The 24,159-nt window shown below is 64.9% G+C and carries 15 protein-coding genes; 6 read left to right on the top strand and 9 right to left on the bottom strand.

All coding sequences use genetic code 11. The features are described 5' to 3' along the window. Positions 1 to 311: 311 nt before the first annotated feature. From RMO51_RS04360 to RMO51_RS04345, 4 genes are all read right to left on the bottom strand, one after another. Positions 312 to 1,289 carry an ABC transporter permease gene (locus tag RMO51_RS04360; RefSeq protein ID WP_310392356.1) on the bottom strand — a complete coding sequence of 326 codons (978 nt, stop codon included), beginning with the start codon at positions 1,287 to 1,289 and terminating at the stop codon, positions 312 to 314. Next, positions 1,277 to 2,335, bottom strand: a complete 1,059-nt coding sequence (locus RMO51_RS04355; RefSeq protein WP_310392354.1) for an ABC transporter permease — start codon at positions 2,333 to 2,335, stop codon at positions 1,277 to 1,279. The genes RMO51_RS04360 and RMO51_RS04355 overlap by 13 nt, the downstream gene beginning before the upstream one ends. A 3-nt stretch (positions 2,336 to 2,338) precedes the next feature. After that, positions 2,339 to 3,928 (bottom strand): ABC transporter substrate-binding protein, encoded by a 1,590-nt coding sequence (locus RMO51_RS04350; RefSeq protein ID WP_310392352.1) that lies wholly within the window; start codon positions 3,926 to 3,928, stop codon positions 2,339 to 2,341. Between the two features lie 232 nt (positions 3,929 to 4,160). Next, positions 4,161 to 4,313 carry a hypothetical protein gene (locus RMO51_RS04345; protein WP_310392350.1) on the bottom strand — a complete coding sequence of 51 codons (153 nt, stop codon included), beginning with the start codon at positions 4,311 to 4,313 and terminating at the stop codon, positions 4,161 to 4,163. A gap of 691 nt (positions 4,314 to 5,004) precedes the next feature. On the opposite strand from RMO51_RS04345, the gene RMO51_RS04340 reads away from it, so the two are divergent. Further along, positions 5,005 to 6,204 (top strand): hypothetical protein, encoded by a 1,200-nt coding sequence (locus tag RMO51_RS04340; protein WP_310392348.1) that lies wholly within the window; start codon positions 5,005 to 5,007, stop codon positions 6,202 to 6,204. Positions 6,205 to 6,285: 81 nt separating this feature from the next. Here RMO51_RS04340 and RMO51_RS04335 read toward each other — a convergent pair whose 3' ends face one another. From RMO51_RS04335 to RMO51_RS04315, 5 genes are all read right to left on the bottom strand, one after another. After that, a complete protein-coding gene (locus tag RMO51_RS04335) occupies positions 6,286 to 6,912 on the bottom strand; it encodes a PKD domain-containing protein (protein ID WP_310392345.1) in 627 nt (208 codons plus the stop codon). Positions 6,913 to 6,975: 63 nt separating this feature from the next. Beyond that, positions 6,976 to 7,719: a LytTR family DNA-binding domain-containing protein gene (locus tag RMO51_RS04330; protein WP_310392344.1), complete on the bottom strand. Its 744-nt coding sequence runs from the start codon at positions 7,717 to 7,719 to the stop codon at positions 6,976 to 6,978. Between the two features lie 54 nt (positions 7,720 to 7,773). Beyond that, positions 7,774 to 11,388: an ATP-binding protein gene (locus tag RMO51_RS04325; protein WP_310392342.1), complete on the bottom strand. Its 3,615-nt coding sequence runs from the start codon at positions 11,386 to 11,388 to the stop codon at positions 7,774 to 7,776. Positions 11,389 to 11,520: 132 nt separating this feature from the next. Next, on the bottom strand, positions 11,521 to 13,575 hold the full coding sequence (locus tag RMO51_RS04320) for an OmpA family protein (protein ID WP_310392340.1): 2,055 nt from the start codon (positions 13,573 to 13,575) through the stop codon (positions 11,521 to 11,523). 179 nt (positions 13,576 to 13,754) lie between these two features. Then, positions 13,755 to 14,825 carry a tetratricopeptide repeat protein gene (locus RMO51_RS04315; protein WP_310392339.1) on the bottom strand — a complete coding sequence of 357 codons (1,071 nt, stop codon included), beginning with the start codon at positions 14,823 to 14,825 and terminating at the stop codon, positions 13,755 to 13,757. Between the two features lie 1,092 nt (positions 14,826 to 15,917). Between RMO51_RS04315 and moeB the strand changes: the two genes are divergently transcribed. The 5 genes from moeB (at position 15,918) to RMO51_RS04290 (ending at position 23,962) form a co-directional block, all read left to right on the top strand. Continuing rightward, entirely contained in the window at positions 15,918 to 17,021 is a 1,104-nt protein-coding gene (gene moeB / locus RMO51_RS04310; protein WP_310392337.1) for a molybdopterin-synthase adenylyltransferase MoeB, read from the top strand. A 383-nt stretch (positions 17,022 to 17,404) separates the two neighbouring features. Then, positions 17,405 to 19,639 carry an ATP-binding protein gene (locus tag RMO51_RS04305; RefSeq protein ID WP_310392335.1) on the top strand — a complete coding sequence of 745 codons (2,235 nt, stop codon included), beginning with the start codon at positions 17,405 to 17,407 and terminating at the stop codon, positions 19,637 to 19,639. A 170-nt stretch (positions 19,640 to 19,809) separates the two neighbouring features. Beyond that, the gene (locus RMO51_RS04300; protein WP_310392334.1) at positions 19,810 to 21,204 is read left to right on the top strand and encodes an ATP-binding protein; all 1,395 of its coding nucleotides are present in this window, start codon (positions 19,810 to 19,812) and stop codon (positions 21,202 to 21,204) included. 283 nt (positions 21,205 to 21,487) lie between these two features. Further along, complete coding sequence (locus RMO51_RS04295; RefSeq protein ID WP_310392332.1) at positions 21,488 to 23,527, top strand: ATP-binding protein; 2,040 nt, start codon at positions 21,488 to 21,490, stop codon at positions 23,525 to 23,527. A gap of 51 nt (positions 23,528 to 23,578) precedes the next feature. After that, entirely contained in the window at positions 23,579 to 23,962 is a 384-nt protein-coding gene (locus tag RMO51_RS04290) for a response regulator (protein ID WP_310392331.1), read from the top strand. Positions 23,963 to 24,159 lie beyond the last annotated feature (197 nt).

Genomic DNA, 24,159 nt, shown 5'->3' with positions numbered 1-24,159 from the left:
AGAGGCTACAATATTAAAGCCTCACCGTAGCCAAAAAAAGGACAGAATGGCTTAAATCCAGACATCAAAAATTCAGTTATTCTAAAAGAAAAGCACAATAAATTACCCAAAAAAAGCATTTTTCAATATTTGAGCTTTGTCGTTATAGTAATTTATTATGCTGAAAAACAGTATATTATACAATTTTGACTGAGTTCTTGGCGAGTTTTTGTTTCTCGAAAAAAAACACGATTTGCGACATCCGTATGAAATGAGTTTTTAAGTGCTAGGTTCGGAGTTTTTTAGTTCCTGGGACCCAATCACCAAGGCACTCAAGCTACGGTATTGGGTTTTTGGCCCAAGGAATTCAGGCTTAAAGTGGTGGATAATAGCAATATGCTTGGAAAAATAAAGACCCACCAAGCTTCCGGCGCTTCGCGGATGGTGGCCATAAGCCGTCCCCAACTCGCCACGTCCGGCGGCAGGCCAATGCCCAAGAATGACAAGGTGCTTTCCAGCCCCAGCAAGCCCGCTACGCTGAGCGGCAGCGCCGTGCGCAGCGGCTGCACGGCGTGGGGCATGGCGTGCTTGAGCCACACTTGCCAAGCCGGAACCCCGGCCGCCTGGGCTGCTTCCACGAACGGCAGGGCGCGTACCCGTAACATCTGCGCGCGCACCAACCGGGCCGGATGCGGCCATGCCGTGAGCGTAAGGAGGACCAGCAGGCCCGGGGTTGAAACCCCCGCTCCGGCTGCCAGGGCAACCACCAGCACCAGGCGTGGAATGGTGTCAAGAGCAGTAGCTGCACCCATTACTGCTGCGTTGAGGGGCACGGACCAAGTGGGCAAGACGCGCTTGCGTTGCCACAAAACGAGCGTGGTGCCCGCGCCCAAGACGGCCGCGGCCAGGCCAAGCGCGGGGGTGGGCAACCCAATTGCCCACCACCCGCCGCCCGCCGCCAGCCACCAGTATGGAAGAGCCACGCGCAGGCCGTTGCCCCAAAAGCCCGCCGCGCCGCCTGCCAGTGCCCCCAGCACTGCTGCCAGTACCGCCGCCGGCAGCGTGAGCAGCACGGCGGTGCGGGCGCCAAATACGAGCACGCTCAGCACATCGCGCCCTTGCGGGTCGGTGCCAAGCCAGTGCTGAGCAGAGCGAAATGGTGGCTGGGCTACGTGGGCCAAGTCGGGGGTGCCGGGCAGATAGGGCAGCGGCAGCACCGTCGCCAGCGCCGCCGCCACCACCACGAAGCTCAACCACAGAATGGCCAGCTTCCGGGACCGGGAAGTAGGGGCGGGGGCTAGGGCTGCCAACGGATGCGGGGGTCGGCCCAGAAGTAGAGAAGGTCGGCCAGGAGCAGGGCCAACAAGCGGGCGGCTCCCGTTAGAAGCACCCCGCCGACCAGCACGGGAAAGTCGCGGGCGGCGGCGGCTTCGGCCAGTAGGCGCCCCATGCCGGGCAAGGCAAACACTACCTCTACCACCACGGCCCCGCCCACCAGGGCCGGCAGCAGCTCGGTTATTTGGGTGAGCGTGGGCAGTAGGGCGTTGCGCAGGGCGTGGTGGCGGACAACCGCACCGGTGGCAAGGCCTTTGGCCCGCGCCGTGACGGCGTAACCGGTGCGCAATTCCTGGGTCAGGGCCGCTTCGAGCTGCAGGGTGAGTTCCGGCACTGCTGCGAGGGTGAGGGCCGCCACGGGCAGGGCCATGTGCAACACATAGGTAGCAGCCGCGCTCCAGCCCGATTCTTCGGCGGTCGGCTCGTCCAGTCCGTACGCCGGAAACAAGGCCACTACTTCGGGATTGGCCAGCAGCAGCAGCAGCAACAAGGCCACCACAAACAGCGGCAGCGCGTGCACGAAAAGCAGTACGGCCCGCACCGCTCGCTGCCACCACGGGCCCGCGGCCAGCCGCTGAGCCAGCGCAAGGGCGGTCAGCACGGCCAGCACGGCGGCAGTGCCCGTGAGCGGCAGGGTGAAGCGCAACGCCGTGCCCAAACGGGTCGTCACGGCTTGGCCGGTGCGGAAAGAGGTGCCCAAATCACCGTGCAGCAGCCCCGCGGCCCACTGGTGGTACTGGTTACGCGGCCCATTCCAGCGCCATTGCTCCGCACTGGGGCCAGCGCCACGGCTCACGTAAAAAACGGGTAGGTCGAGTCCCAGGCGTTGCAGCACGGCCCGCCGGGCGGCTTCTTGCCCGGCCAGGGTGGAGGCCCGGCCGGGGCTGAGGTCCGTTGCCTCGGGTAGGGCCAGTTGGGCTGCGGTTTCCGCCTCGCGGTGGCTTACCAGAAACACCACCGAAGCCAGCCCCCACACGGCCAGCACCGTTCGGGCCAAGCGCCAGAATACCAGCCGGACCATGCGTTACGGAACTGGGGAGGGCTGGGGCGCCCGCTCAATGGTCGCCGCCGAGTACCCTGGTTTGAGGCTATTGACGTGCAAGCCGGTCAGGCGACGGTCGGCGGCAATGCGGTTGGATACGAAAAAAAGGGGCGCTACTGGCACTTCCTGCTGCATGAGGGCTTGGAAACGCCGCAAAAGCTGGCCTCGTTGGGTCTGGCCATTGGCGGCTGCGATGGCTTCGATGAGTCGGTCGCTGGCCGCCGTGTGGAACCCGGTGGTATTGCCCGCGCCCACGCCCAACGAGTGAAAAATGGGAATGTAGTTGAACATGAACGGGTTGCCTTTCAAAATGCGCACGTAAACATCAAAGTCACCGGTTTGCAGCGCCGCCGTGAAGGCCCCCGATTCGGTCGGCCGGAGCGTGGCCGGGATGCCAACTCTGGCCGCTGCCGCCTGAAACTGCAGGGCAATAGTGGCAAACATCGTCTCATCGGCCCGGTAGCGAACCATAAGGCGCAGCTGTTGGCGCACGCCCAGCGGCCCCGCGCGAAACCACCCGGCCGCGGCCCCGCCCTGCCAGCCAGCCCGCCGCAGCAGCCGGGTTGCGCCGTCGGGGTCGAACGGAACCAGCGGCAAGCTGTCGTTATAATTGGTGCGGTCGGCGGGGCTGATGACTCCTACCGTGCGCTGCCCGCCGCCTAATTGGGTGGCCTGCAGTAAGCTGGCCGCGTCAAAACACCGGTTCAGGGCCTGACGGGTCAGTGCATCAGCCAAAGCCGGTCGGCGGGTGTTGAACCCCGCCAAAACGACGTCATAAGAGGACGTGGAGTAAAAATTTAGCGTGGCCCGGGCCGCGGAGGAGGCCCGCAGCCGAGCAAATTCGCGGGCGGGCATTTGCGGGTACACATCCAGGTCGCCCCGGCGCAGTGCCAGGGTCGTCGTCGCCGCATCAGGAATGACAACGTATTCGAGCTGCTTGGGCTTGGCCTGAAGCACAAAAGGCGTGGGCCGTCCTTGGCTGGCCCACCACATGGGCTTGCGGCGAAAGCTCAAGCGCCGGTCCTTTTCCCATTTCACCAGTTGGTAGGGCCCGCAGCCCGGCAGTTGGCCCTTGCTGGCCGTCGCGTAGCGCTGCGCCACCGCCTCCAGCACCGTGTCGGCAGGCGCCGCCGCGGGCCGCTGTTGTAATTCGGCCAGCGAAAAGTGGCGGAGCTGCCCGCGGGGGTCCAGGGTGGCCTCGGGCAGAATGAAAAAATCCCCGGAAGCCAGCAAGTATTCCGTCGACTGGCCGCGGCACACCAGCGTGAATTGCCGGGGGTTGATGGGGTCGGGGGTTACTGCTTCGATAAAACCAAACCGGGCGCGGGCGGCTTCATTGGGCAGGCCCGGACAAAATATCAGCTTCAGAGAGAAAGCCACGTCGCTAGCCAGCACGGGGTGGCCATCGTCCCAGGCCGCCGCTGGCCGCAGGCAGTAATCAAGTTGGGTCAGCGAGTCGCCAACCAGGCGAGTTGTGGGTAAGCCCACCGCAAGTGCACCAGTATATTTTTGCTGAGTAATATCAACCTGCAGTAAGCTGAGGTGAAGCAGGTTCGTTGCTTCAATAGCCATTTGGTTGGGTAGCTGCAAGGGGTCCAGCGTTTCGGGGTCGTGGGCCCAGCGTATGCGAATGGCTTCAGATTCGCGGCGATGTGGGCCGCAACTGGCCGTGAGCAGTGCCAACGTAGCAGTGCAGAGCAAAATTACAACCGAGAGGCTTCGCTTCACACAGGACACCTATATACTAAACCGCTACAATGAAGGGGGTAGCAATATAGGCATTAACACCGCTGCGGTCGCACGCTTAGGCGGCGATGTCGCCGGCCCAGCCGCCGCTGCCGCCGAGGGCGGCCTCAGCGCGGGGTGAAGTACGCGGAGCTTGCGAGGCTATGTTTTCTTGAGTGGTGCCAGCGTAGCTAGCGAATAGGAACAGGGCGGCTACAAGGAGCTTTAGCACGGCGGTTTAGAGTTTAAAGGTGTGTCAGACATTTGAGTGACACAAAGTTGACGCTTCTTCCTACCGTACAAAAGGACAATGTTGACCTAAAGCTGACTTGTGTTTAAATTGTAAATAAAATAATTATAAACAGAAATAATTTGATAAATACTTCTGAGCGCGTGCTACTGGAGTTTATTATTTAGCCGATTAAAAAAAAAGGACGAATTTGCGACAGCAGCCTACGCAAAAGGCTTGAAAACTCCAGATTACAAAGGTTGCGGGTATATTAGCAACGGAAAAAGGAAAGAACACCTGATTTTGTGACGTCGCTTTTTGCCATCCGATTTTTGTGGAGATGCCCACCAGTGGCTCGTAAGCCAGATTTATAGTGAATGAAATTTCAAATTTGGTGCGAATTGTGACATCGCGCGGATTGACCTCCTTGCCTGTATTGGACCTGCGCAGCCGGCAACCCAACAAGGAAAATCAATTTGTGGATGCATTGACCAAGGCACCCGAAGCCACCCACCTGCAGGTGGTGAAAGCGCTTTATGGTAAAGCCACGGCAGCCAACGTACGGGCCTTACAGAAGTTGCAATCCCGGGTACGAAGCAAATTACTCAATCAGCTCTACTTTCTGGACCATTCCGACACACGCCATTTAATATCGCGGCGGCATGAATTGGACTGCTTGGACTTGCTTCACAAAGTGAGCATTCTGTATGCTGAGCGGGAATACAAGATGTCGGAACGGCTGCTTCAGCGCTGCCTGCGGCTGGCCGAGGCCGGTGAGTTTACGCAATACGTGGTGCAATGTACCCGAATGCTGCGCAATCTATACGCCGAGCAGCGCCAAGCCATTCCGTATAAAAAGGTAGCCAAAATGCTGCAACGCGCCCAGCAACTGTTGGTATGGGAGGATGAGGCCGAGCAACTGTACCGGGATACGCAATTGGCGCTGAGTAGCACGGTAGCCGCGCGCCGCGCCGTGCTCGCCCTGTTGCCCGATAGAATACTGCAACTGGAAGCGCTGCACCGCCGGGCGCGCAGCTTCACGACCTACAACATGGTGTACCGAGTGCGGATAGCTTACGAAGAATTGCAAGGCAATTACCAAGAGCTTATTCGAGTGACCGGAGCCGCCTCCCGCCGCCTGCGCGAGGGCAAGCTCAACGCGCGACGGTTTGACCTTCGCTTCAATCATTTCATGAGTATTTACGCGTACCTGCGCAGCCGGCAGCCAGTGCAGGGCCTGCGGCTGGCTGAGGAATATAGCCGCGATTTTCATCCCTCTTCCAATAACTGGTTTTACTTTCAGGAGCACCACGTGTTGCTGGCCATGCACGCCGAGCAGTACGAACGAGTGCAGCAGCTGTTGGGGGTGATAATCAAAAACCCGGCCTACATCATCCAGCGGGAAGCTGCGCTGCAGCGCTGGGATTTGTACAGGGCCTACCTCGATTTTGTGCTCCCGCCGCAGCGCGTCACGACCAGCCGGCAGCGGCACATGGCCCAGTGGGTGCTGCAGCTGCCCGAATACAGCCGCGACAAGCGGGGGCACAACGTGGCCATTTTGGTGCTGCAACTGCTGTATTTCCTGCGCGAGCACAACCTGGAAAACGTGCTGCTGCGCCTCGAACGCCTGCGCAAGTACCAGCAGCGCCATCTATATGAGGCGACCACGGTTCGCAGCCGCTTGTTCCTGCGCCTGCTCCAGCTCATTGTTGAGAAGAACTTTGATGCCGCTCAGGCCGCGGAGCGGGGCAAGGCCCTGCTGCTGCAACTGCGGGAAACACCGCCGCCCGGCGAAGCATTTGCCGAAGTTGAAATCATCCCGTACGAGCACCTCTGGGACCTGGTACTAGGCTTGCTGCGCGAAGGGCCGCCGGTGGCGAACGAGCCGGCCTAAGCAAGCAGAAAATGGCGGGGCGGCCCCAAGCGACCGGCTGGCCGGAGCAAATACGCTCGCGGCCGAGCCGGCTGGTGTCGCTCAGGGCTCAACTATGATTTCGCGGGTTGTGCAGTGGCTGCCGGTGCAGGCGTCGGCGCCGTAGCCCCGCATGCTGAACCGCACGGAATACGTGCCCGGCCGGCGAAAAGCGTGCTGGGCCGTGCGGCCCTGCGCCACAACGCCGTCGCGAAAGTCCCAGATTAGCCGCACGTTTTGGCAGTTGGGAAGTTGGGCCTCGGGGGCCGCAAAGGCCACGGATTCGCCCACGCGCACCCGGCTGGGCTGGGCCGTGAAATCCACGATGTCCTGCCGCACGAGGTTGACGGGAATGTATTTCTGGCCGGTGCGCACCTCGCCGGTCTGGTCGACCACCACGTCGAGCTGCACCACGTAGTTTTTGCGCTCCTTATAACAATGGCTCACCACGGGGCCCGTGAGGGTGGTGCCGTCGCCCATCAGCCAGCGGTAGGTGAGGGGGCCGGCGGCGGGGTCGATGGAGGCGCGCCCGTCCAGGTCAACGCACAGCATGGGCGTCAGGGGCGGGCCGCAGCGCACGCTGGTGGTGTCGCCGGCTTGCTGGGCGCGGGCCGCCGAGCCCGCCAGCAGCAGGAACACCGCCGCCAAAGGCAGGCCGGTGCGGCAAAAAGTCACTGGCTGAACGCGCATAGCAAAAGGCCGAGCCTTTAAGAACGGTGAAAACAGCCCCGACCGCCGGAGCGGTTGCCGGAGTTAAAACTTATTAAGGCGCTGCAAAACGTCGCGCAGATAGGTCTGCCCGACGGGGATGTGCTTGCCCTCGACAATTACCGAGTTGTCTTCCAGGGCTTGAATGCGGTTGATGTTGACAATGAAGGAACGGTGGACGCGCACGAAGCGGTTGCCCGGAAATTTCTCCTCCACGGCTTTCATGGTGCTGTACACGATGAGCTTGCTCTGGTTCGTGACGATGTGCACGTAGTCGCCCAGGGCCTCCACGTAGCGCACGTCGTCGAAGGCAACGCGAACCAGCTTGGTGTCAACCTTGACAAAAGTGAAGTCGGCGTCGGGCGCGGGCGCTTCGATGGCATCGGTACTGGCACCGGCCAGGGGTTGGCGCTTGGCCGCATCCAGCGCCTTCTGGGCGGCCTGGAGGAAGCGGGGGTAGCTAACCGGCTTCACGAGGTAGTCGACCACGGCCTGCTCAAACGCCTGCACGGCGTAGTCCTTGCTGCTGGTAATGAGCACAACTAATGGCGGGTGCTGCAACGTGCGCAGCAAGTCGATGCCCGAGAGCAGCGGCATTTCCACGTCCAAAAACAGCAAGTCCACGGATTGGGTGCGCAGGGCTTCGGCCGCTTCCACGGGATTGGTGAAGCTGCCCACTGCCGTTAGAAACGGCGAGTTGGTGATACAGTTGAGCACGACCTGGACCGAGAGCGGGTCGTCGTCGACAACCAAGCAGCGCAGAGGGGTAGCGGGGGTAGCGGTCGGCATAATGACAGGCGTGAGTAGATTGGGCTGGCGAATGTAGCGCGGACAATTCAGTTCTCAAGCGCCGGCGCGGGCTTCGAGCTGCGGGTACAGTTCGGCCAACTGCCGGCGGATGGTGGCCACCAGTGGCTGGCAGTAGGGGCAGTCGGGGTGGCGCGCGGCGCGCTCCAGCTCATCGAGCTGGGTGTGCAGCACCGGCACGCCAAAATACGCCACCTGGCCCTTAAGCTTGTGAGCCGCGCTGGCCAGGGCCGCGGGGTCGGCGGGGCAGGCGGTGGTTAGCCGGGCCTCCAGCGCCGGCGCCTCGGCGAGGAACGTGCCCACAATCTGGCGAAGGAAGCCTTCGTTGCCGCCGGCCAGCTCTTCCAGCAGGTGCCAGTCGGGCTTGATAAGAGAGCTGTAAGCAAGGCGCGGCCCGGCCGGGCCGGATTGGGCCGCGCCGGCGGCCACCTCGGCGCCCACGAGGCTGCGGCCCGTGAAATGGGCCAGCCGGGCGTAGAGAACAGCGGGCTCAAACGGCTTGGCCAGGGTGTCGTTCATGCCGGCGGCCAGGGCCAGCACCCGGTCTTCGGGCAGCACCGAGGCGGTGAGACCAATAATGGGAAACCGGCCGGCGTCGGGAAACCGCAGCCGAATTTGGCGGGCGGCCTCGTAGCCGTCCATCTCGGGCATCTGCACGTCCATCAGCACGGCGTCGAAGGGCGTGGTGGCGGCCGTAACGGCTTCCACGGCGAGGCGGCCGTTTTCGGCGATGACGACCTGCACGTTCCACGCTTCCAGGGTTTTGCGGGCCACCAGCTGGTTGAGGGCGTTGTCCTCGGCCACCAGCACGCGCAGGGCGGGCTCGAAGGGCGCGAGCAGGCCGGCGTGGGCTTCGGGCTGGGCCGCGCGGGCATCGGCCACTTCGTAGGGCAGCTCGAAGAAAAACTCAGAGCCCCGGCCTTCCTCGCTCACCACGCCCAGCTGGCCGCCGTGGAGCTGCACGAGGTTGCGGGCAATGCTCAGGCCCAGGCCCGTGCCGCCAAACTCGCGGGTGGTGGAGGTGTTGGCCTGGGAAAAATCTTCAAAAATGGCCCCCAGCTTATCGGCCGCGATGCCGATGCCGGTGTCGCGCACGGCGAAGCGCACCAGCGCGTGAGCCGCCGAGTCGACCGAAAAATGAGCCGGCGGCACCACTTCAACGGTGAGCGTGACGCCGCCCTGCCGGGTGAACTTGATGGCGTTGCCGACCAAATTAACCAGGATTTGGTTGAGGCGCACGGAATCGCCGAGCACGGCGGCGGGCACGGTGTCGGCCACTTCGATGCGCAGGTAGAGCCCCTTGCTGCCGGTGGCAAACTTGAACATGGCCCCGAGCCGCCGCACCGCCTCGGGCAGCCGGAAAGGCACCTGCTCCAGCGACAGCTTGCCGGCTTCCATCTTGGAGCTGTCGAGGATGTCGTTGATGATGACCAGCAGGTTTTGCGACGACGACTCGATGGCCGCGAGGTATTCGCCCTGCTCGGGGCTGGGGCGGGTGGCCTGCAGCAGGTTGGTGAGGCCGATGACGGCATTCATCGGGGTGCGGATTTCGTGGCTCATGTTGGCCAGAAACTGCGCCTTGGCCTGCCGTGAGGCCTCGGCCGCGTCGCGGGCCACCACCAGGTCGGCGTTGATGTCCTCGATGTGGGCCTTCTGCTGGCGCAGCTCGGCGGTGCGCTCCCGCACGGTGCGCTCCAGCACCACCTGGGTCTGCCGCAGGGCCCGCTCGCGGACCCGCACCACGCCAAGCACCGCGCTCACCGCGCCAAAAAACACGAGCCCGGCGAACCACCAGGTGCGCCAAAACGGCGTGGCAATGCCAAAGCTGGCCGCCGCTACGGCGCTCCACGCGCCGGCCGTGCCGTGCCGGGCCCGCACCTCCAGCGCGTAGCGCCCGGCGTCGAGGCCCGGGAACTGCGCTTCGGCCGCGGCACTGGGCCGGCTCCAGGCTTCCGAAAGGCCCAGCAGGCGGTACTGGTATTCGAGGGGCTCGCCGCCGGCCGCCAGGCTCAGGCCCGCAAAGTCGAAGCGCACCCGGTGGCGCGTGGCCGACAACTCACCCAACGTAGCCACCGGCCGCGGGTCGCCGTCGACTTCGGCCCCGGCCAGCACCAACCCCGGCGGCAACTCCCGGGTCCGGGTCAGGGCCTCGCCCAGGTCGAGCCGGACCAAGCCGGCGCGGGTGGCAGCCCAGGCCGCCGGCCGCGCACCGGTGGCCAGGGCCAACGGGCCCCGGCCGTCACGCACCAAGGTGTCGGTGGCGGCGGCCAACGGGGTGAAACGACCCGAGCGCGCATCCAGGAGCGTGAGCCCTTGCAGGTGCGAGAGCAGCAGCCACTGGCCCGCTATTGGGGCCTCGACCAGGGCCGGCAGGGCCAGCAGGCCGTAGACGAAGTTGGTGGAGAGGCGGCGGTCGGCGTCGTAGTGGCGCCAGGTTTTGCCAGTCAGGCAGTACAAGCCCTGGCCTTCGGTGCCGACCCACACGCGGCCCATGGCGTCCTCGGCAAAGCTGCTCACGGCCACGCCGCCACTGCTGAGGCGGTAATGGGCAAAGCGCTGCGTGCGGTTGTTGAACACGGCCAGGCCGGTGCCGTGGGTGCCCACCCACACCCGGCCGGTGCGGTCGGCCAGCAGGGCGTAAATGGTGTTGTGCAACAGCCCTTCGGCCGTGGTGTAGTGGCGCAGGGGCTGGGTGCTGTCGGCGGGCAGCAGGTACAGGCCGTCGGCCGCGGTGCCCACCCACAGGCCGGTGCTGGCCCCAAAAGCCAGCGCCTTGACGTCGAGGTCGGCGGGGAGGCCGGCCACCCGGCGGGGGCGGCGGCCCGGCGCGTACTGCCAGAGACCGTCGCCGGCGGTGCCGGCCCAGTGCCCGCGCCCGGCGCCCGGCCGGGGCAGCACCGCCCGGATGGGCAGCGCGGGGCCGTTGTTCAGCCGTTTTCCCAACTGCCCGTTTGGGCCGACGGTCTGCAGGCCGGTGGCGGTGCCCACCACCAAGGTGCCCCGCGGGCCCGGGCACAAGGCCAGCGGCGGGGCGCCGCCGGCCGGGGTGGGGTAGCGGCGCAGGTGGCGGTCCGAATGCCGCCACAGGCCCTGGCCGGCCGTGCCCAGCCAGGTGTTGCCTTCCCGGTCGGAGAGCAGGCAAATGGGCACCACCCCGCTGGGCAGGCGCAGGCGGTAGCGGCGCAGATAGCGGCCAATGGCGGCCGAGTCCACGGGCGGCGGGCCGTCGGCGGGCAGGCGCGGGCCCGCGGGCACGGTGGCGCGGTCGGCGGCGACGAACGGACCCGCGGCGGATTGCCGCACCGAAATGCCGCCCTGGTAGTGTCCCACCCACAGCCGGCCGCTGGCCGAATCTTCGCGCAGCGATACCACAAAGTCTTCGGCCAGGCCGTCGGCTTTGGCGAAGGCGACGAAGCGGGTGCCGTCGTAGCGAATCAGCCCTTCGCCGGTGCCCAGCCAGAGGTAGCCCTGCCGGTCCTGCAGCAGCGCGTAAATGAACGGCGGCCGCAACCCTTCGGCCGGCCCAAACTGGCGGAGGAAGGCCTGCTGGGCGTTGGCGGGCCGCGCGAGTGCCAGCAGCAACCCCAGCAGCAACCCCAGCAGCAGGAGCAACCGCCGCCGGGCGGATAAGAATGGGACGAGTCGTTTCAAGCAGGGAGCACGGCCGGACCAGCTGGGCCATTATTTGGTGCAACAAGGTAAAGCGCACCGTCTCCCCTGGCCCAGCTTTCCGACTACTACGGTCCGCGACCGGTCGAAATCGGGTTTTTGCCCGATAATTACCTACTTGGCCGTCACCTTGAACTCGGTGCGGCGGTTGAGCTGGCGGCCTGCTTTGCTGGTGTTGGGCGCCACGGGCCGGGCCTCGCCGTAGCCGGCGGCGGTGAGGCGGGCGGCGGCGATGCCGTGCTGGCTCAGGTAGGTGACCACGGCCTGGGCCCGGCGCTGGCTGAGGCTCTTGTTGGTGGCGGCTTCGCCCACGTTGTCGGTGTGGCCGGCCATTTCCAGCTTCAGGGCCGGGGTCTCGACGAGGAGCTTTTGCAGGCGTTCGAGCTCGGCTTTGCTCTCCTTGCGCAGGGTGGCCTTGCCGAAGTCGAAGAAAATATTGCGCAGCACGATGGTGGTGCCCACTTCCAGGCGCTTGAGCGGAATGTCCTTCACCACCTCGGCGTAGGCGGCCCCGACGGGCAGGTCGAAGTTTTCGGAGTGAAACAAGTAGCCCTCCTGCCGCGCCACGATGCCGTAGTTGGTGCCCGAGGGCAGGCTGACGAGGTACTTGCCCGAAGTGGCGTTGCTGCGGAAGGTGGCAATGGTCAGGCCGCTGACGTTGTCGATGAGGTCGATGGCGGCGTCGAGCGGCTGCTTGGTGGCGTTGTCGGTCACGGTGCCCTTGAGGATGGTGACCTGGGCCGTGGTCACGGCCACGGCCGGGGCCAGCACGGCCTGCTTCACCGGGGCCAGGCGCGAGGCCAGCAGCTGGTCTTCTTCGCTGAGCAGGGGCTGCTTTTCGGGCCCCAGAAAGGTGACGCGGTAGATGTCCTTGGCGCCCAGGCCGTCGGGGCGGTCGCTGGAGTAGTAGCCGTGCCGGCCCGAGGCGGAGGTCACGAAAAACACGTCGTCGTCGGGCGTGTTAATGGGCCAGCCCAGGTTTTCGGGCTCGCTCCACTGGCCGTTTTCAAACACCGACTTGAAGATGTCGTAGCCGCCCATCGAGTTGTGGCCCTGCGAGGAGAAGAACATGGTTTTGCCGTCGGGCATCATAAACACGCCCTCCTCGCCGCCCGAGGTGTTGATGGCCGGGCCCAGGTTCACGGGCGGGCTTTTGCTCTCCAGCTCCACTTTGTAGATATCGGCCCCGCCCAGGCCGCCCTCGCGGTTGCTCACGAAGTACAGGAACCGCCCGTCGGGCGAGTAGGTGGCCGACGTTTCGTGGCTGCGCGTGTTGATGCGGGTGCCCAGCTGCTTGGGCTTGCCCCAGGCCGTGCCGCGCAGGTTGGCTTCGAGCAGGTCGCCGCCGTTGGCGTTGGTGTACACGAGCAGGCGCTGGCCGTCGGGCGCCACGCCCACGGTGGCGTTGTGCTCGTCGGTGTTCACGGGCTCGCCCAGGTTGGTGGCCCGGCCCCAGGCCTTGCCGTTCCAGGTGGCCTGGTAGATGTCCTCGAAGTAGCCGTTGCCCTCGGGGTCCTCCTTGCCACCGGTCGAGCCCGCCCGGCGCGAGGTGATGAGGATGGTCGACTCGTCGGCCGACACCACCGGCCCGTAGTCCGACGCCGCCGAGTTCAGCTCCGGCCCGGCGTTGTCGATGAACACGCGCACGGGCTCGGCCATCAATTTCTGGCCGTTGCGGCACTCCTTAACAAAGCGCTGCAAGTCGGCGGCCGAGAGGGCATCTGCGTCGCCGTTGCGGGTGTTGCTGCCCACGGCCGGGGCCAGCTGGTACTCGGCAATGGCCTCGGCCCACTTGGCGCTCAGGTGCAGGGCTCGGGCCAGCAGGTAGTGGAGGCGGGCGTCGGCGGTGGCGTCGAGCCGGGCCGCCCGCTGCAGGTAGGGCAGGGCTGCGGTTTTGGTGGGCGAGTGGAGGTAGCAGTCGCCGATTTTCACGTTCAGGGCCGCGTTGCTGGGGTTGAGCTGCTGGGCCTTCAAGTAATGGGGCAGGGCCTGGGCGTAGCGCGGCGGGTCGGCGCGGTACTCGGTGTCGCCTTCCTTGAGCTCGCGCTGTGCCTCGCGCAGGCCCTCTTTGTTTTCGCCGAAGTTGTCTTTGGTGAAGGCAATATTCTGGGCGGCGGCCGGGAGGGCGGCAAGTAGGAGCAGGAAAAGCAGGCGATTGAGAAAAGGCATCGCAGTGGTGTTGGAATAAATGGGGCCGTTATGTCGAGCGTGGCCGAGACATTTCGCTCGAAGTCATTGATTGTTATTGCACGCGAGAAGTCTCGGTCTCTGCTTCATGCGCAGAATGCTCGACACGACGTTCTGATGCAGGATATGCAGCATATCAGTTACTCGTTACTCGTTACTCGTTACTCGGCCGCTTCGCCCGCGCAGCCGGCCGCGGCGGCGTAGCTGTTGCCGGCCACGATGCCCAGCTCGGCGGCTTTGCGCCAGTCCTGGCAGGCTTCGTCGGCCTGGCGCAGCATTTCACGGGCGTGGCCGCGGGTCAGGTAGGCTTCGGCGTAGTCGGGTTTGAGCTGGATGGCGGCCGTGGCATCGGCGGCGGCTTCGGCGTAGTGCTCCAGCTTGAGCTGGGCGGCGGCGCGGTTGTTCCAGGCGTAGGCGTATTTCGCGTCGAGCTTCACGGCCTGGCTGAAATCGGCAATGGCGCCGGCGTAGTCCTTGCTTTCGAAGCGCGCACTGCCGCGGTTGTTGAAAGCCAGCGGGTTGTCGGCTTTTTTGGCGAGGTAAGCGTCGTAGTCGCGCATGGCCTGGGGCAGTTGGCCGCTGCGCCGCTCGGCGGTGGCGCGGTTGAGTAGGGCCGGCAGCAGCTCGTGCTGCAGCGCCAGGGCCTGGGTGTAGTCCTGGGTCGCGGCCGGGTAGTTGTTCAGCTTCTGGTGAGCGCTGCCGCGGTCGTGGTAAGCGTAGGCCATTTTGGGGTCGGCCTTGATGGCGCCGTCAAAGTCGTCGCGGGCGGCCTGGTAGTCGCCCTTCTCGAAACGCAGCACGCCGCGGTTGTACCAGGCCGGGGCGTAGTCGGGCTTGGCCTTCACGGCGGCGGAGTAGTCCTGGTCGGCTTCGGCGAGGTGGTTTTGGGCTTCGTGGGCCCGCGCGCGGCCAAAGTAGCTGCCGTAGCTGCCCGGCTCTAGCTTCAGGGCCTGGTCGTAGTCGGCCTGGGCCTGCGGGTATTCCTTCAATTCGTAGCGGGTGGCGGCGCGGTTGGTATAGGCCGCCGCAAAATCGGGTTTGGCGGCAATGGCCTGGTCGAAGCTGCGCAGCGCGGCCGGGTAGCTCTGCGCGTTGAAGCTGGCCAGGCCGCTGTTGTAGGCTTTCTCGGCCAGCTGACGGCCGGGCAAGGTGCTGGCCCGCACCGAGTCGACCTGGGCCCGCGCGCACACCGGGGCCGCCAGCAACACGAAGAAAAGCAGAGTATTTTGCATGATAGCCATAGGATAAGCTAATTGTAACCCGTAGCAGGCGAAGTTATTGGATTTTTCGCGCTTACTACTACTCCGAGCATAATCTTAACAACTAGCTTCGGTTGAATAGCCGTGGTTCTCACCGCCGCCAGTTTTGAGTTTTGCCGCGCATCCCCGCCTCAATTGCTCAGTCAAAATACTGGGAAACGGGCTGCCTGCCGCGCCACCAGCCCGCTACGTTAAAGGGTCGCCCGATTGAAAGTCAACCGGAACAAATGCCTTATCGCCGGCTCAAGGCCCTGACGCGCTTTTTTGTCGTGAAGTTGTTTAGTAGTTCGGACGCCAGATGAGCAGGACGTTCGATTTATCTTCCGCCCGGCCCCTTATTGGTCACTTGGGCGTGGCTCGCGCGCAGGGCTTGCTCCACCTGGGCCGGAGCCCTGCCCGCGCCTTCCAGCCGGGTAGGGCTGGAGGTGATGAGCGTTCGCCCCTGCAATGGCCTTGCCGGATTTGATGCGCAGCACGGGCGACGCGGCGGCATCGTGGTAGCCCCAAGCCACGGTGGTGGTGAGGGTGGGCCGGAGGTCGTGTTGGGCGCGTTGGGCCTGCGCAGTTGGTACAAAGCCCCGGCTGACGGCGAGCAGTAGACCCCCAATGGTACAAAACGGATGGCGGGTGTCCATAGTGGCCAGCACGCCAATCTCACTGCAATCGAAGGGCAGGGCGAATAGTCGCAATTGGTAGCACACTTGGCAAAAGCTCCAAGCCCCGTCCGCAGCCAGTATCTAATTAATAACAGCTTACACAAATAAGGCTTGAGTCTATCTATTATGTTAAGTTTTAAATTCCGCTTTGTGCGCAATATTGAATAGCTGGCCAATTTGATGGAACAGGCAAACTTACTTCGGCGGGGCTGATTGTGGCCGGGGCCTGCATCGGCGGAAGTACGCCCTTGTGCGCGGCTCACTCGCGGCCTTTGCGGCGTCAGAAGTAGCTGCGGCGCGAACATCAGAGTCCAGAATAACCGCAGTTTACCGAAATTGCCGGCCCGTGGCGTCGAAGGGGCCGGCCCCCGCCCTGCTCGTGCGCCCTCATCTGCCCGGCCTTTGCCCAATGACCCCAACCCAACCCTCTTTTTCTGCCGCCGAAACCACTCGCTACAGCCGCCACCTGCTGCTGCCCGAAATCGGCTTGGCTGGCCAGCAGAAGCTGAAAGTCGCGCGGGTGCTGGTAGTGGGCTGCGGCGGCCTGGGCTGCCCGGTGCTGCAATACCTGGCCGCCGCCGGCGTGGGCACGCTGGGCCTGCTCGATTTTGACACCGTGGACGACTCCAACCTCCAACGCCAGGTGCTGTACGCCACTGCCGACGTGGGCCGCCCCAAGGCCGTGGCCGCCGCCGAAAAACTGCACGCCCAAAACCCGCTCATCGAGCTGCGCACGCACCAAGTGCTGCTGTCGGCGGCCAACGCATTGGGGCTATTTGCCGACTATGAGCTGGTAGTGGACTGCTCCGACAATTTCGCCACCCGCTACCTGGTCAACGACGCCTGCGTGGTGCTGGGCAAGCCGCTGGTGTTTGGGGCCATTTTCAAGTTTGAGGGCCAGGTGGCGGTGTTCAACTACCAAGGCGGCCCCACCTACCGCTGCCTCTACCCCGAGCCCCCGGCGCCCGGCGCTGCGCCAAACTGCGCCGAAATCGGGGTGTTGGGGGTGCTGCCGGGCCTGGTGGGCACCCTGCAGGCCACCGAGGCCCTGAAAATCATTCTGGAGTTGGGCGAGGTTTTGAGCGGGCGTTTGCTGCTGGTCGACGCCCTGGCCATGCGGTTCCAGACCATCCGCTTCCGGGCGGTGCCGGCCAACCAGCGGCTGACTGCCCTGGCGCCCGACTACGCAGCCTTCTGCGGCGAAGCTTCGCTGGAAGCGGCCCCCGGGCGCGCCGCCGAAATCAGCGCCGACGAGCTGAAGGTCTGGCAGCAGAGCGGCCGGCCCTTGCAGCTGCTCGACGTGCGCGAGCCGCACGAGCACGCCCGGAGGAGCATCGGGGGCCGGCTGATTCCGCTGGCCCAGCTCCCGGAACAGTTGGGCAGCTTGCGGCCCGCCGTGCCCGTGGTGGTGCACTGCGCCAGCGGCGTGCGCAGCCAAAAAGCGGCGCTGCTGCTGCGGGCACACGGCTTCGCGGAAGTGTACTCGCTGCGCAACGGCTTGGCCGATTATTGAGCAAGAAGGAAGGCGCATGAGCCAAGGCGTCGGCGGTTCTTACCAACAGCAGTAGTCTTGAGAAGCAGAAACAGGATGAACGCAAAGGCCTTGGCGCCAAGCGGCGCGCCGTGGGTACATATGATTACGCATTGCTTTTTACATCGGTGTACTGCAATTGGTCCATCTTTACGGCGCGAACGGCTGCCGTGCTTGGCCAATACCTTCGCAACGTCTCCGGGCTGGTTGGCTCGGTTGCATTTCCCGGTTACTCATCAGTCTTTGCCCGCGATGATTTCGCCCATAAATTTCTTTTGCGATGATGGCCGTGGCCCATTGCCCGGGAATGCGGTGGCTGGCCGGCCGGTGCGCTTTTCTTTTGGCCTCACGCCCTGCCTCTGCCCATGAAATGGATATTTACGGCGCTGGTGATGAGCCTATTGACCAGCCCCTTGCTGGCCCAGCAGCGCTACTGGGATGCCGATTATGATTCGTTGGCCCGTTCCCTGCCGCAACAGCGCGCCGACTCGGCCCGGCTGCGCACCCTGGTGCACCTGCTGGACCTGCACCCCACCAACCGGCAAGCCCTGCCGTTTCTGGAGCAGTTGTTGGCCCTGAACCGGCGGCTGGGAACGTTGGACGACCGCCCCTACCGCCGCTTGCGGGCGGGGGTGGCCCTGTGGCAGCGGGGCACCGCCGACGCCGCGGCCCTGGATTCCACGCGGGCGGCCGTGGCCGAGTTCGACCGCGCGGGCCGTCCCGTGCCCTGGCTTCTGATTGACCTGGTGACGCTCTACAACCGCCTGAACCAGATGGATGCGCGCAAGCGCTATTACGAGCAAAAACTGACCTACTACCGGCTGCGGGGCGCCACCGAGAACGTGGCCGCCTGCTACCTGTCGCAGGGCGGCTACTACCGGCGCATGGGCGATTTCACCCGAACCCTGGATAACATCCTGCGCGCGGCCGACCTAATCAAAGGTTTTAGCCGAACCCTCTACGTGCGCGAGCTGATTGTAGCCGGGTCCATCTACGCCGACTGGGGCAACCCGGCCAAGGCGGTGCAGTACGTGCGCCTGGCCCAGGCCTTGCCCGAGTTTCGGAAGGTTCAGGACCTGGGCCGGGTCTATACCTTCCTGACGCTCTCACGTTTCGATGCCCAGGAGCGCCGCTATCCGGCGGCCCGGCGGGCCGCCGATTCGGCGCTGGCCGCGCGGGTGACCGACCCGTACGAGCGGCAAGTGGGCCGGGCCTACGGGCTGGTGCAACAAGCCTCGGTGCTGCTGCAAATGCAAATGCCGGCCCCGGCCCTGCCCCTGCTGCGGCGCGCCCAGCAGCTCGACGACTCCCTGAAGTTGCCCGCGTCGAGCAAGCTCGGCGAGTTTGAGCTGGACGCCACCTGGGCCGAATACCACGTGCGCCGCGCCGACTACCGGCGCGCCGAATCCCACTGGCTGCTGGCCTACCGAAAAGCCGCCGCCAACAAGCTCGGGGGCTTGCGCGCCAAGTACCTGAAGCAGCTTGCAGCGTTCTACGACGCCCGCGGCCGGCCCGTCGAGGCCCAGCGCTACTCCCGGAGGTACATTGCGCTGGTCGACACGTTCGACGCCGCACAGGCCGTTTTTCGGGTGGCGCCCTACGAGAGCGAGCGGGTGGAGCGGGCCCAGAATGCCCAAATCACTAACCTGCGCCAGACGCAAGCCGTGCAAGCCGAGCGCCTGCGCCTGGGCAATTGGCTGCTGCTGGGGGCGCTGCTGGTCGTGGTGCTGGTGTCGGGGCTGGGGGTGTTCATCTACCGGCAGCTGCAGGTGAACCAGCACACGCTGGCCAAGCTGCGGCAAACCCAATCGCAGTTGGTGCAGGCCGAGAAAATGGCGTTTTTGGGCGAGCTCACCGCCGGCATTGCCCACGAGCTGCAAAACCCGCTCAACTTCATGAAAAACTTTGCCGAGGTCAGCACCGACCTGGTCGATGACATACACGGCGAGCGGACCAGCCGCGGCGCGGGCCTGGAGCAGGACATCCTGGTCGGGCTGCGGCAAAACCTGCAGCAAATCAGCCAGCACGGGCAGCGGGCCTCGTCCATCATCAAAGACATGCTCGCCCACTCGCGCAGCGGCACCGGTCCGCGCGAGCCCAGCGACCTCAACGCCCTGGCCGACGAGTCGCTGACGCTGGCCTACGAGGGCCTGTGCGCCCAGGACAAGTCGTTTAGCGCCACGTTGAGCAAAGAGTTTGACCCCGAAATGGGCACCGTGGCCGTGGTGACGCAGGACATGGGCCGCGTGCTGCTCAACCTGTGCACCAATGCCTTGCACGCCGTGCGCCAGCGGCAGCAGGAAGCCGCCGTGGTGGCCGGCGAGGCCGAGGCCGCCTACGAGCCCACCGTGACGGTGAGTACGCGCCGGCCGGCCGGTCAGGCCGTGGAAATCCGGGTGCGCGACAACGGCACGGGCATGCCCGCGGCGGTGAAAGAAAAGGTGTTCCAGCCCTTTTTTACCACCAAAGCCCCCGGCGAGGGCACCGGCCTGGGCCTGTCGCTGAGCTACGACATCGTCACCAAGGGCCACGGCGGCACCCTCACGGTGGAAAGCCGCGAGGGCGAAGGCACCGAGTTCCTCATCCGCCTGCCCACCTGAGTCAATTCGAACATTATGGTGAAAGGAGTATTTTGCCGCCGCGGGCCGGGGCCGGGTTTTCGCCCGGCGCCCGGCAAGCAGCATTGAAAAAACCGCGGCGCTGGCATTTGCTTGCGCAATGATTTCTCCAAGTTGATTCTTAATTTCCTGCTCCTGCCTTAGCTGCTCACATGGCGTACTCATCCAGTAATGGCGAACTGCTGCTTGTTGCGCCCATAGCGGTGCTGATTGTGCGGGCACTGCGGAAGTTCCTGGACTTGCCCGCCCGCCTGCCCGGCTGGAGCCGGGTCCTGGGCTGGATTTGGGTGCCGGGGGTGGTGCTGTTCTTCGTCGCCCTGGGGCTGAAGCTCAAGATGCCCACGCTCGTGGACGCGTACTGGCTGGGGGTGCTGCTGGTGCTGGTAGCGGCGCTGGCGCGGGTGCGCGACTACCGCCCGGCCCGCACCCTGCTGCTGGCCCTGCTGCCCTTTGTGCTCTACAAAGCGGTGGAATTCGTGCTGCAAGAGCCCAGCGGCAAGTTGCCCAAGCGCTTCGAGGCGTTTATGGATACGACGCAGGGGTTTGCCATTATTTGGGTGGTCACGTTCATCTTCATTGCCCGCAGCCAGAAAAAAAACCTGGAAAAGGAACGCCTGCTGCGCGAGGAAGAAGACCGGGCCAAGCGCCTCATTGAAGTGCAGAACGTGGAGCTGGAGCGGCTGGTGGCCGAGCGCACCGCCGCCCTCACCCGCCAGGCCGAGGAGCTGCGCACCGCCCTCACCGAGCTGCGCACCACCCAGGCCCAGTTGGTGCAGGCCGAAAAAATGGCCAGCCTGGGCGAGCTCACGGCCGGCATTGCCCACGAAATCCAGAACCCGCTCAACTTCGTCAACAACTTCGCCGACGTGAGCGTGGAAATCCTCGGCGAGCTGCGCGAGGAGCAGGCCCGCGCCGCGCGCGATGCCGGCCTGGAAGCTGAGCTGCTCGACGACATTGCCCAGAACCTGCAAAAAATCCACCACCACGGGCAGCGGGCCGCCAGCATCGTGAAGGGCATGTTGGAGCACAGCCGCGCCAGCGCCGGCGACCGCCAGCCCACCGACCTCAACCGGCTGGCCGACGAGTACCTGCGCCTGGCTTACCAGGGCCTGCGCGCCAAAGACAAGTCCTTCAACGCCACGCTGCAGACCGACTTCGCAGCCGATTTGCCGGCCGTCGAAGTCGTGTCCTCCGACCTGGGCCGGGTGTTGCTCAACCTGCTCACCAACGCCTTCTACGCCGTGCGCCAGCGCCAGCAGCGGGGCGAGCCCGGGTTCGCGCCCACCGTGGCGGTGCACACCCGGCAGCAGGGCGAGCAGGTCGAAATCCGGGTGCGCGACAACGGCCTGGGCATTCCCGAAGCGGTGCAGCAGAAGATTTTTCAGCCTTTTTTCACCACCAAGCCCAGCGGCGAAGGCACCGGCCTGGGCCTGTCGCTGAGCTACGACATCGTGACCAAGGGCCACGGCGGCACCCTCACGGTCTCGTCTCAGGAAGGGAAATTCACCGAGTTTTTGATTAGCTTGCCCCTTAATCAGGCCGGCTAGCTGGCCGTTTGCTGCCCGGTCTGGCCGACGTGCGCACTGCCAGCGGGTCGACCCTTAACATATTCTCCGCCAGTGCATGATTTGGCGATTATTGATGAGGCTGCCCACCGGGCCGCCGGCCACCGCCCCGCGCGGCGCGGCGCATCGCCCGCCGGCTCTGTCGTTTCCCGGAAGCGGAACCGGGGGCAGCCCCACGCGAAGGCTTGCGGCCTTTTGGCGTAGCGCTTTTGCCGCGGCTGTTTCCGGGCGGCCGCGAGGGGGCCGGCCCCGGTTGCCCTTCCACTTGCCAGCCCCCGGGCTCAACCCGTTGCGCAGCTCCTATTCCTTCTGCGCGGGCTTCCGCGCGGGCGGCCGCACGGGGCTGCTGGCCCTGCTGCTGGCCGGGCCGCTGCTGGCCAGTGCCGGGGCGCTGCCGGTGCCCACCCAAAGCCGGGCCGTGGACAGCCTGCGCCGGCTGCTGGCCCGGCCCCAGACTGACCACAACCGGGTGCTGCTGCTGTGCCAGGTCAGCGACCAGCTCTGGACCCAGCGCACCGACTCGGCGGCCGTTTATGCCCTGCGGGCCCTGGCGCTGGCCCGGCGGGTGGGCTACCGCCACGGCGAGGGCGAGGCCCTGAACCGGCTGGGCGCCGCCCTGCGCGAGAGCAACCTGGCCCGTGCGCTGGAGCTGTTTCAGCAGTCGCTGCGCCTGGCCGAAGCCACCCGCGACCAGGCCCTGGTGGCCCAAAACCTGCGCAGCATCGGCATCATCTACGTGTACCTGCGCGACCAGCGCCAGGGCCTGAGCTACTACTTCCGGGCCTTGAAAATTGGCGAGCAGCTGCGCGACGAGCGCCGGGTGGTGATTGAGCTGAGCAACATTGGGCTGGCCTACGACCTGTTCAATCAATTGGATTCGGCCCGCACCTACCAGGAGCGGGCCTACGCCCTGGCCCGCCGCCTGCGCACGCCCACCAACTACATCCTGTACGGCCTGGGCAACGTGGCCCGCAAGCAGGGCCGCTCGGGCCCGGCGCGCGGGTTCTACCGCGCCAGCATCGCCGAGTCGAAGCAAGTGGGCCACCTGCGCAGCCTCAATTTTGCCTACGTGGGCCTGGCCACGCTCTTCCAGCAAACGGGCCGGGTGGATTCCAGCATCTATTACGCCCGCCTGGGCTGCCAGGCGGCCCAAGCCAACGGCTTCCTGCGCGGGGTGCTCAACGCCAGCACCCTGCTCACCCAGGATTTCAAGCGGCGCGGCGCGGCCGACAGCGCCCTCAAGTACCAGGGCTTGATGCTGGTGATGAAGGACACGCTGTTTGGCCAGGAGAAGGTGATGCGCCTGCAAAGCCTGAACTACCGCGAGCAACAGCGCACCCAGCAGGCCGCCGCCAGCCAGGCCGCCCTGCGCAGCCGCTACCGCACCTACGCCCTGGTGGCGGGGCTGGTGGGGCTGCTGGCGCTGGCGCTGCTGCTGGGCCGCCACGCCCGCCAGCAGCAGCACGCCAGGGAGGCGTTGGAACGGTCGTTGGCCGAGCTCAAAACGGCCCAGGAGCAACTGGTGCAGCGCGAGAAAATGGCGTTTCTGGGCGAGCTCACCGCCGGCATTGCCCACGAGCTGCAAAACCCGCTCAACTTCGTTAAGAACTTTGCCGAGGTCAGTACCGATTTGGTGGACGAGATAACCGGCGAGCACGGCGACCCGGCCGGGCCCGGCCCGGCCCGCAACCCGGCCCTGGAAGCGGAAATCCTGGCCGGCCTCAAGCAGAACCTGCGGCAAATCAGCCAGCACGGGCAGCGCGCCACGTCCATCATCAAGGACATGCTGGAGCACTCGCGCACGGGCACCGGCCAGCGGCGCGTCATCGACCTCAACGCGCTGGTGGAAGACAGCCTGCGCCTGGCCTACCAGGGCCTTCAGGCCAAAGAAAAAGGTTTCGCGGCCCAGCTCACCGCCGCGTACGCGCCCGAAATTCCCCCGCTGGCTGTGGTGCCGGGGGACCTGGGCCGGGTGCTGATTAATCTGTTGACCAACGCGTTTCACGCCGTGCAGCAGCGCCAGCGCCAGCAGCCGGACGGGGCCTACCGGCCCGAGGTGGCGGTGACCACCCGGGCCGTGCCGGCGGGCGTGGAAATCCGCATCCGCGACAATGGCATCGGCATGTCCGACACCGTGAAGGCCAAGATTTTTCAACCGTTTTTCACCACCAAGCCGGTGGGCGAGGGCACGGGCCTGGGCCTCTCGCTCAGCCACGACATCGTGACCACCGGCCACGGCGGCACGCTGACGGTGGTGAGCCAGGAAGGCCAGGGTACCGAATTCGTCATCACCCTGCCCGCCTGAGCCGCGGCCGGGCCTACCTTTGGCCCGGCCCCATCCCACTCCAAGCCACCCATGCAAATCCTGGTTGTTGACGACGAAGCCGACGTGCGCGAGCTGTTCCAGCAGCGCTTCCGGCGCGAAATTCGCAGCGGCGAAATGAACTTCAGCTTCGCTTTTTCGGGCGAGGAAGCGCTGGCGTTCCTGCGGGCGCACCATTCCGAGGTGCTGATTATCCTCTCCGACATCAACATGCCGGGCATGAGCGGGCTGGAGCTGCTGGGCCACGTGAAGGAAGAATTTGAGATGCCCCCCACCACCATGGTCATGATTACGGCCTACGGCGACGACCAGAGCTACCAGCAAGCCATGCAGCTGGGGGCTCACGACTTTCTGACCAAGCCCGTGGATTTTGCCGCGCTCAAGGATAAATTGCTACACCTGCTGCCTGGAGGTTGATTCACAATAGAAGAACGTCATGCTTCATCTGGCGTACGCTTGCCGAAGCATCTCGCTCGCATCGTTGAACAATAGAGTTACCACCCCACGCGAGATGCTTCGGCAAGCGTACGCCAGATGAAGCATGACGTTCTTCTATTGTGAATCAACCTCCAGGCAGCAGGTGTAGCAATTTATCCTTGAGCGCGGCACAATCC

Source organism: Hymenobacter sp. (assembly GCF_031398885.1).
Taxonomy (GTDB): Bacteria; Bacteroidota; Bacteroidia; order Cytophagales; family Hymenobacteraceae; genus Hymenobacter.
This window is presented reverse-complemented; position numbering and strand designations above follow the sequence as displayed.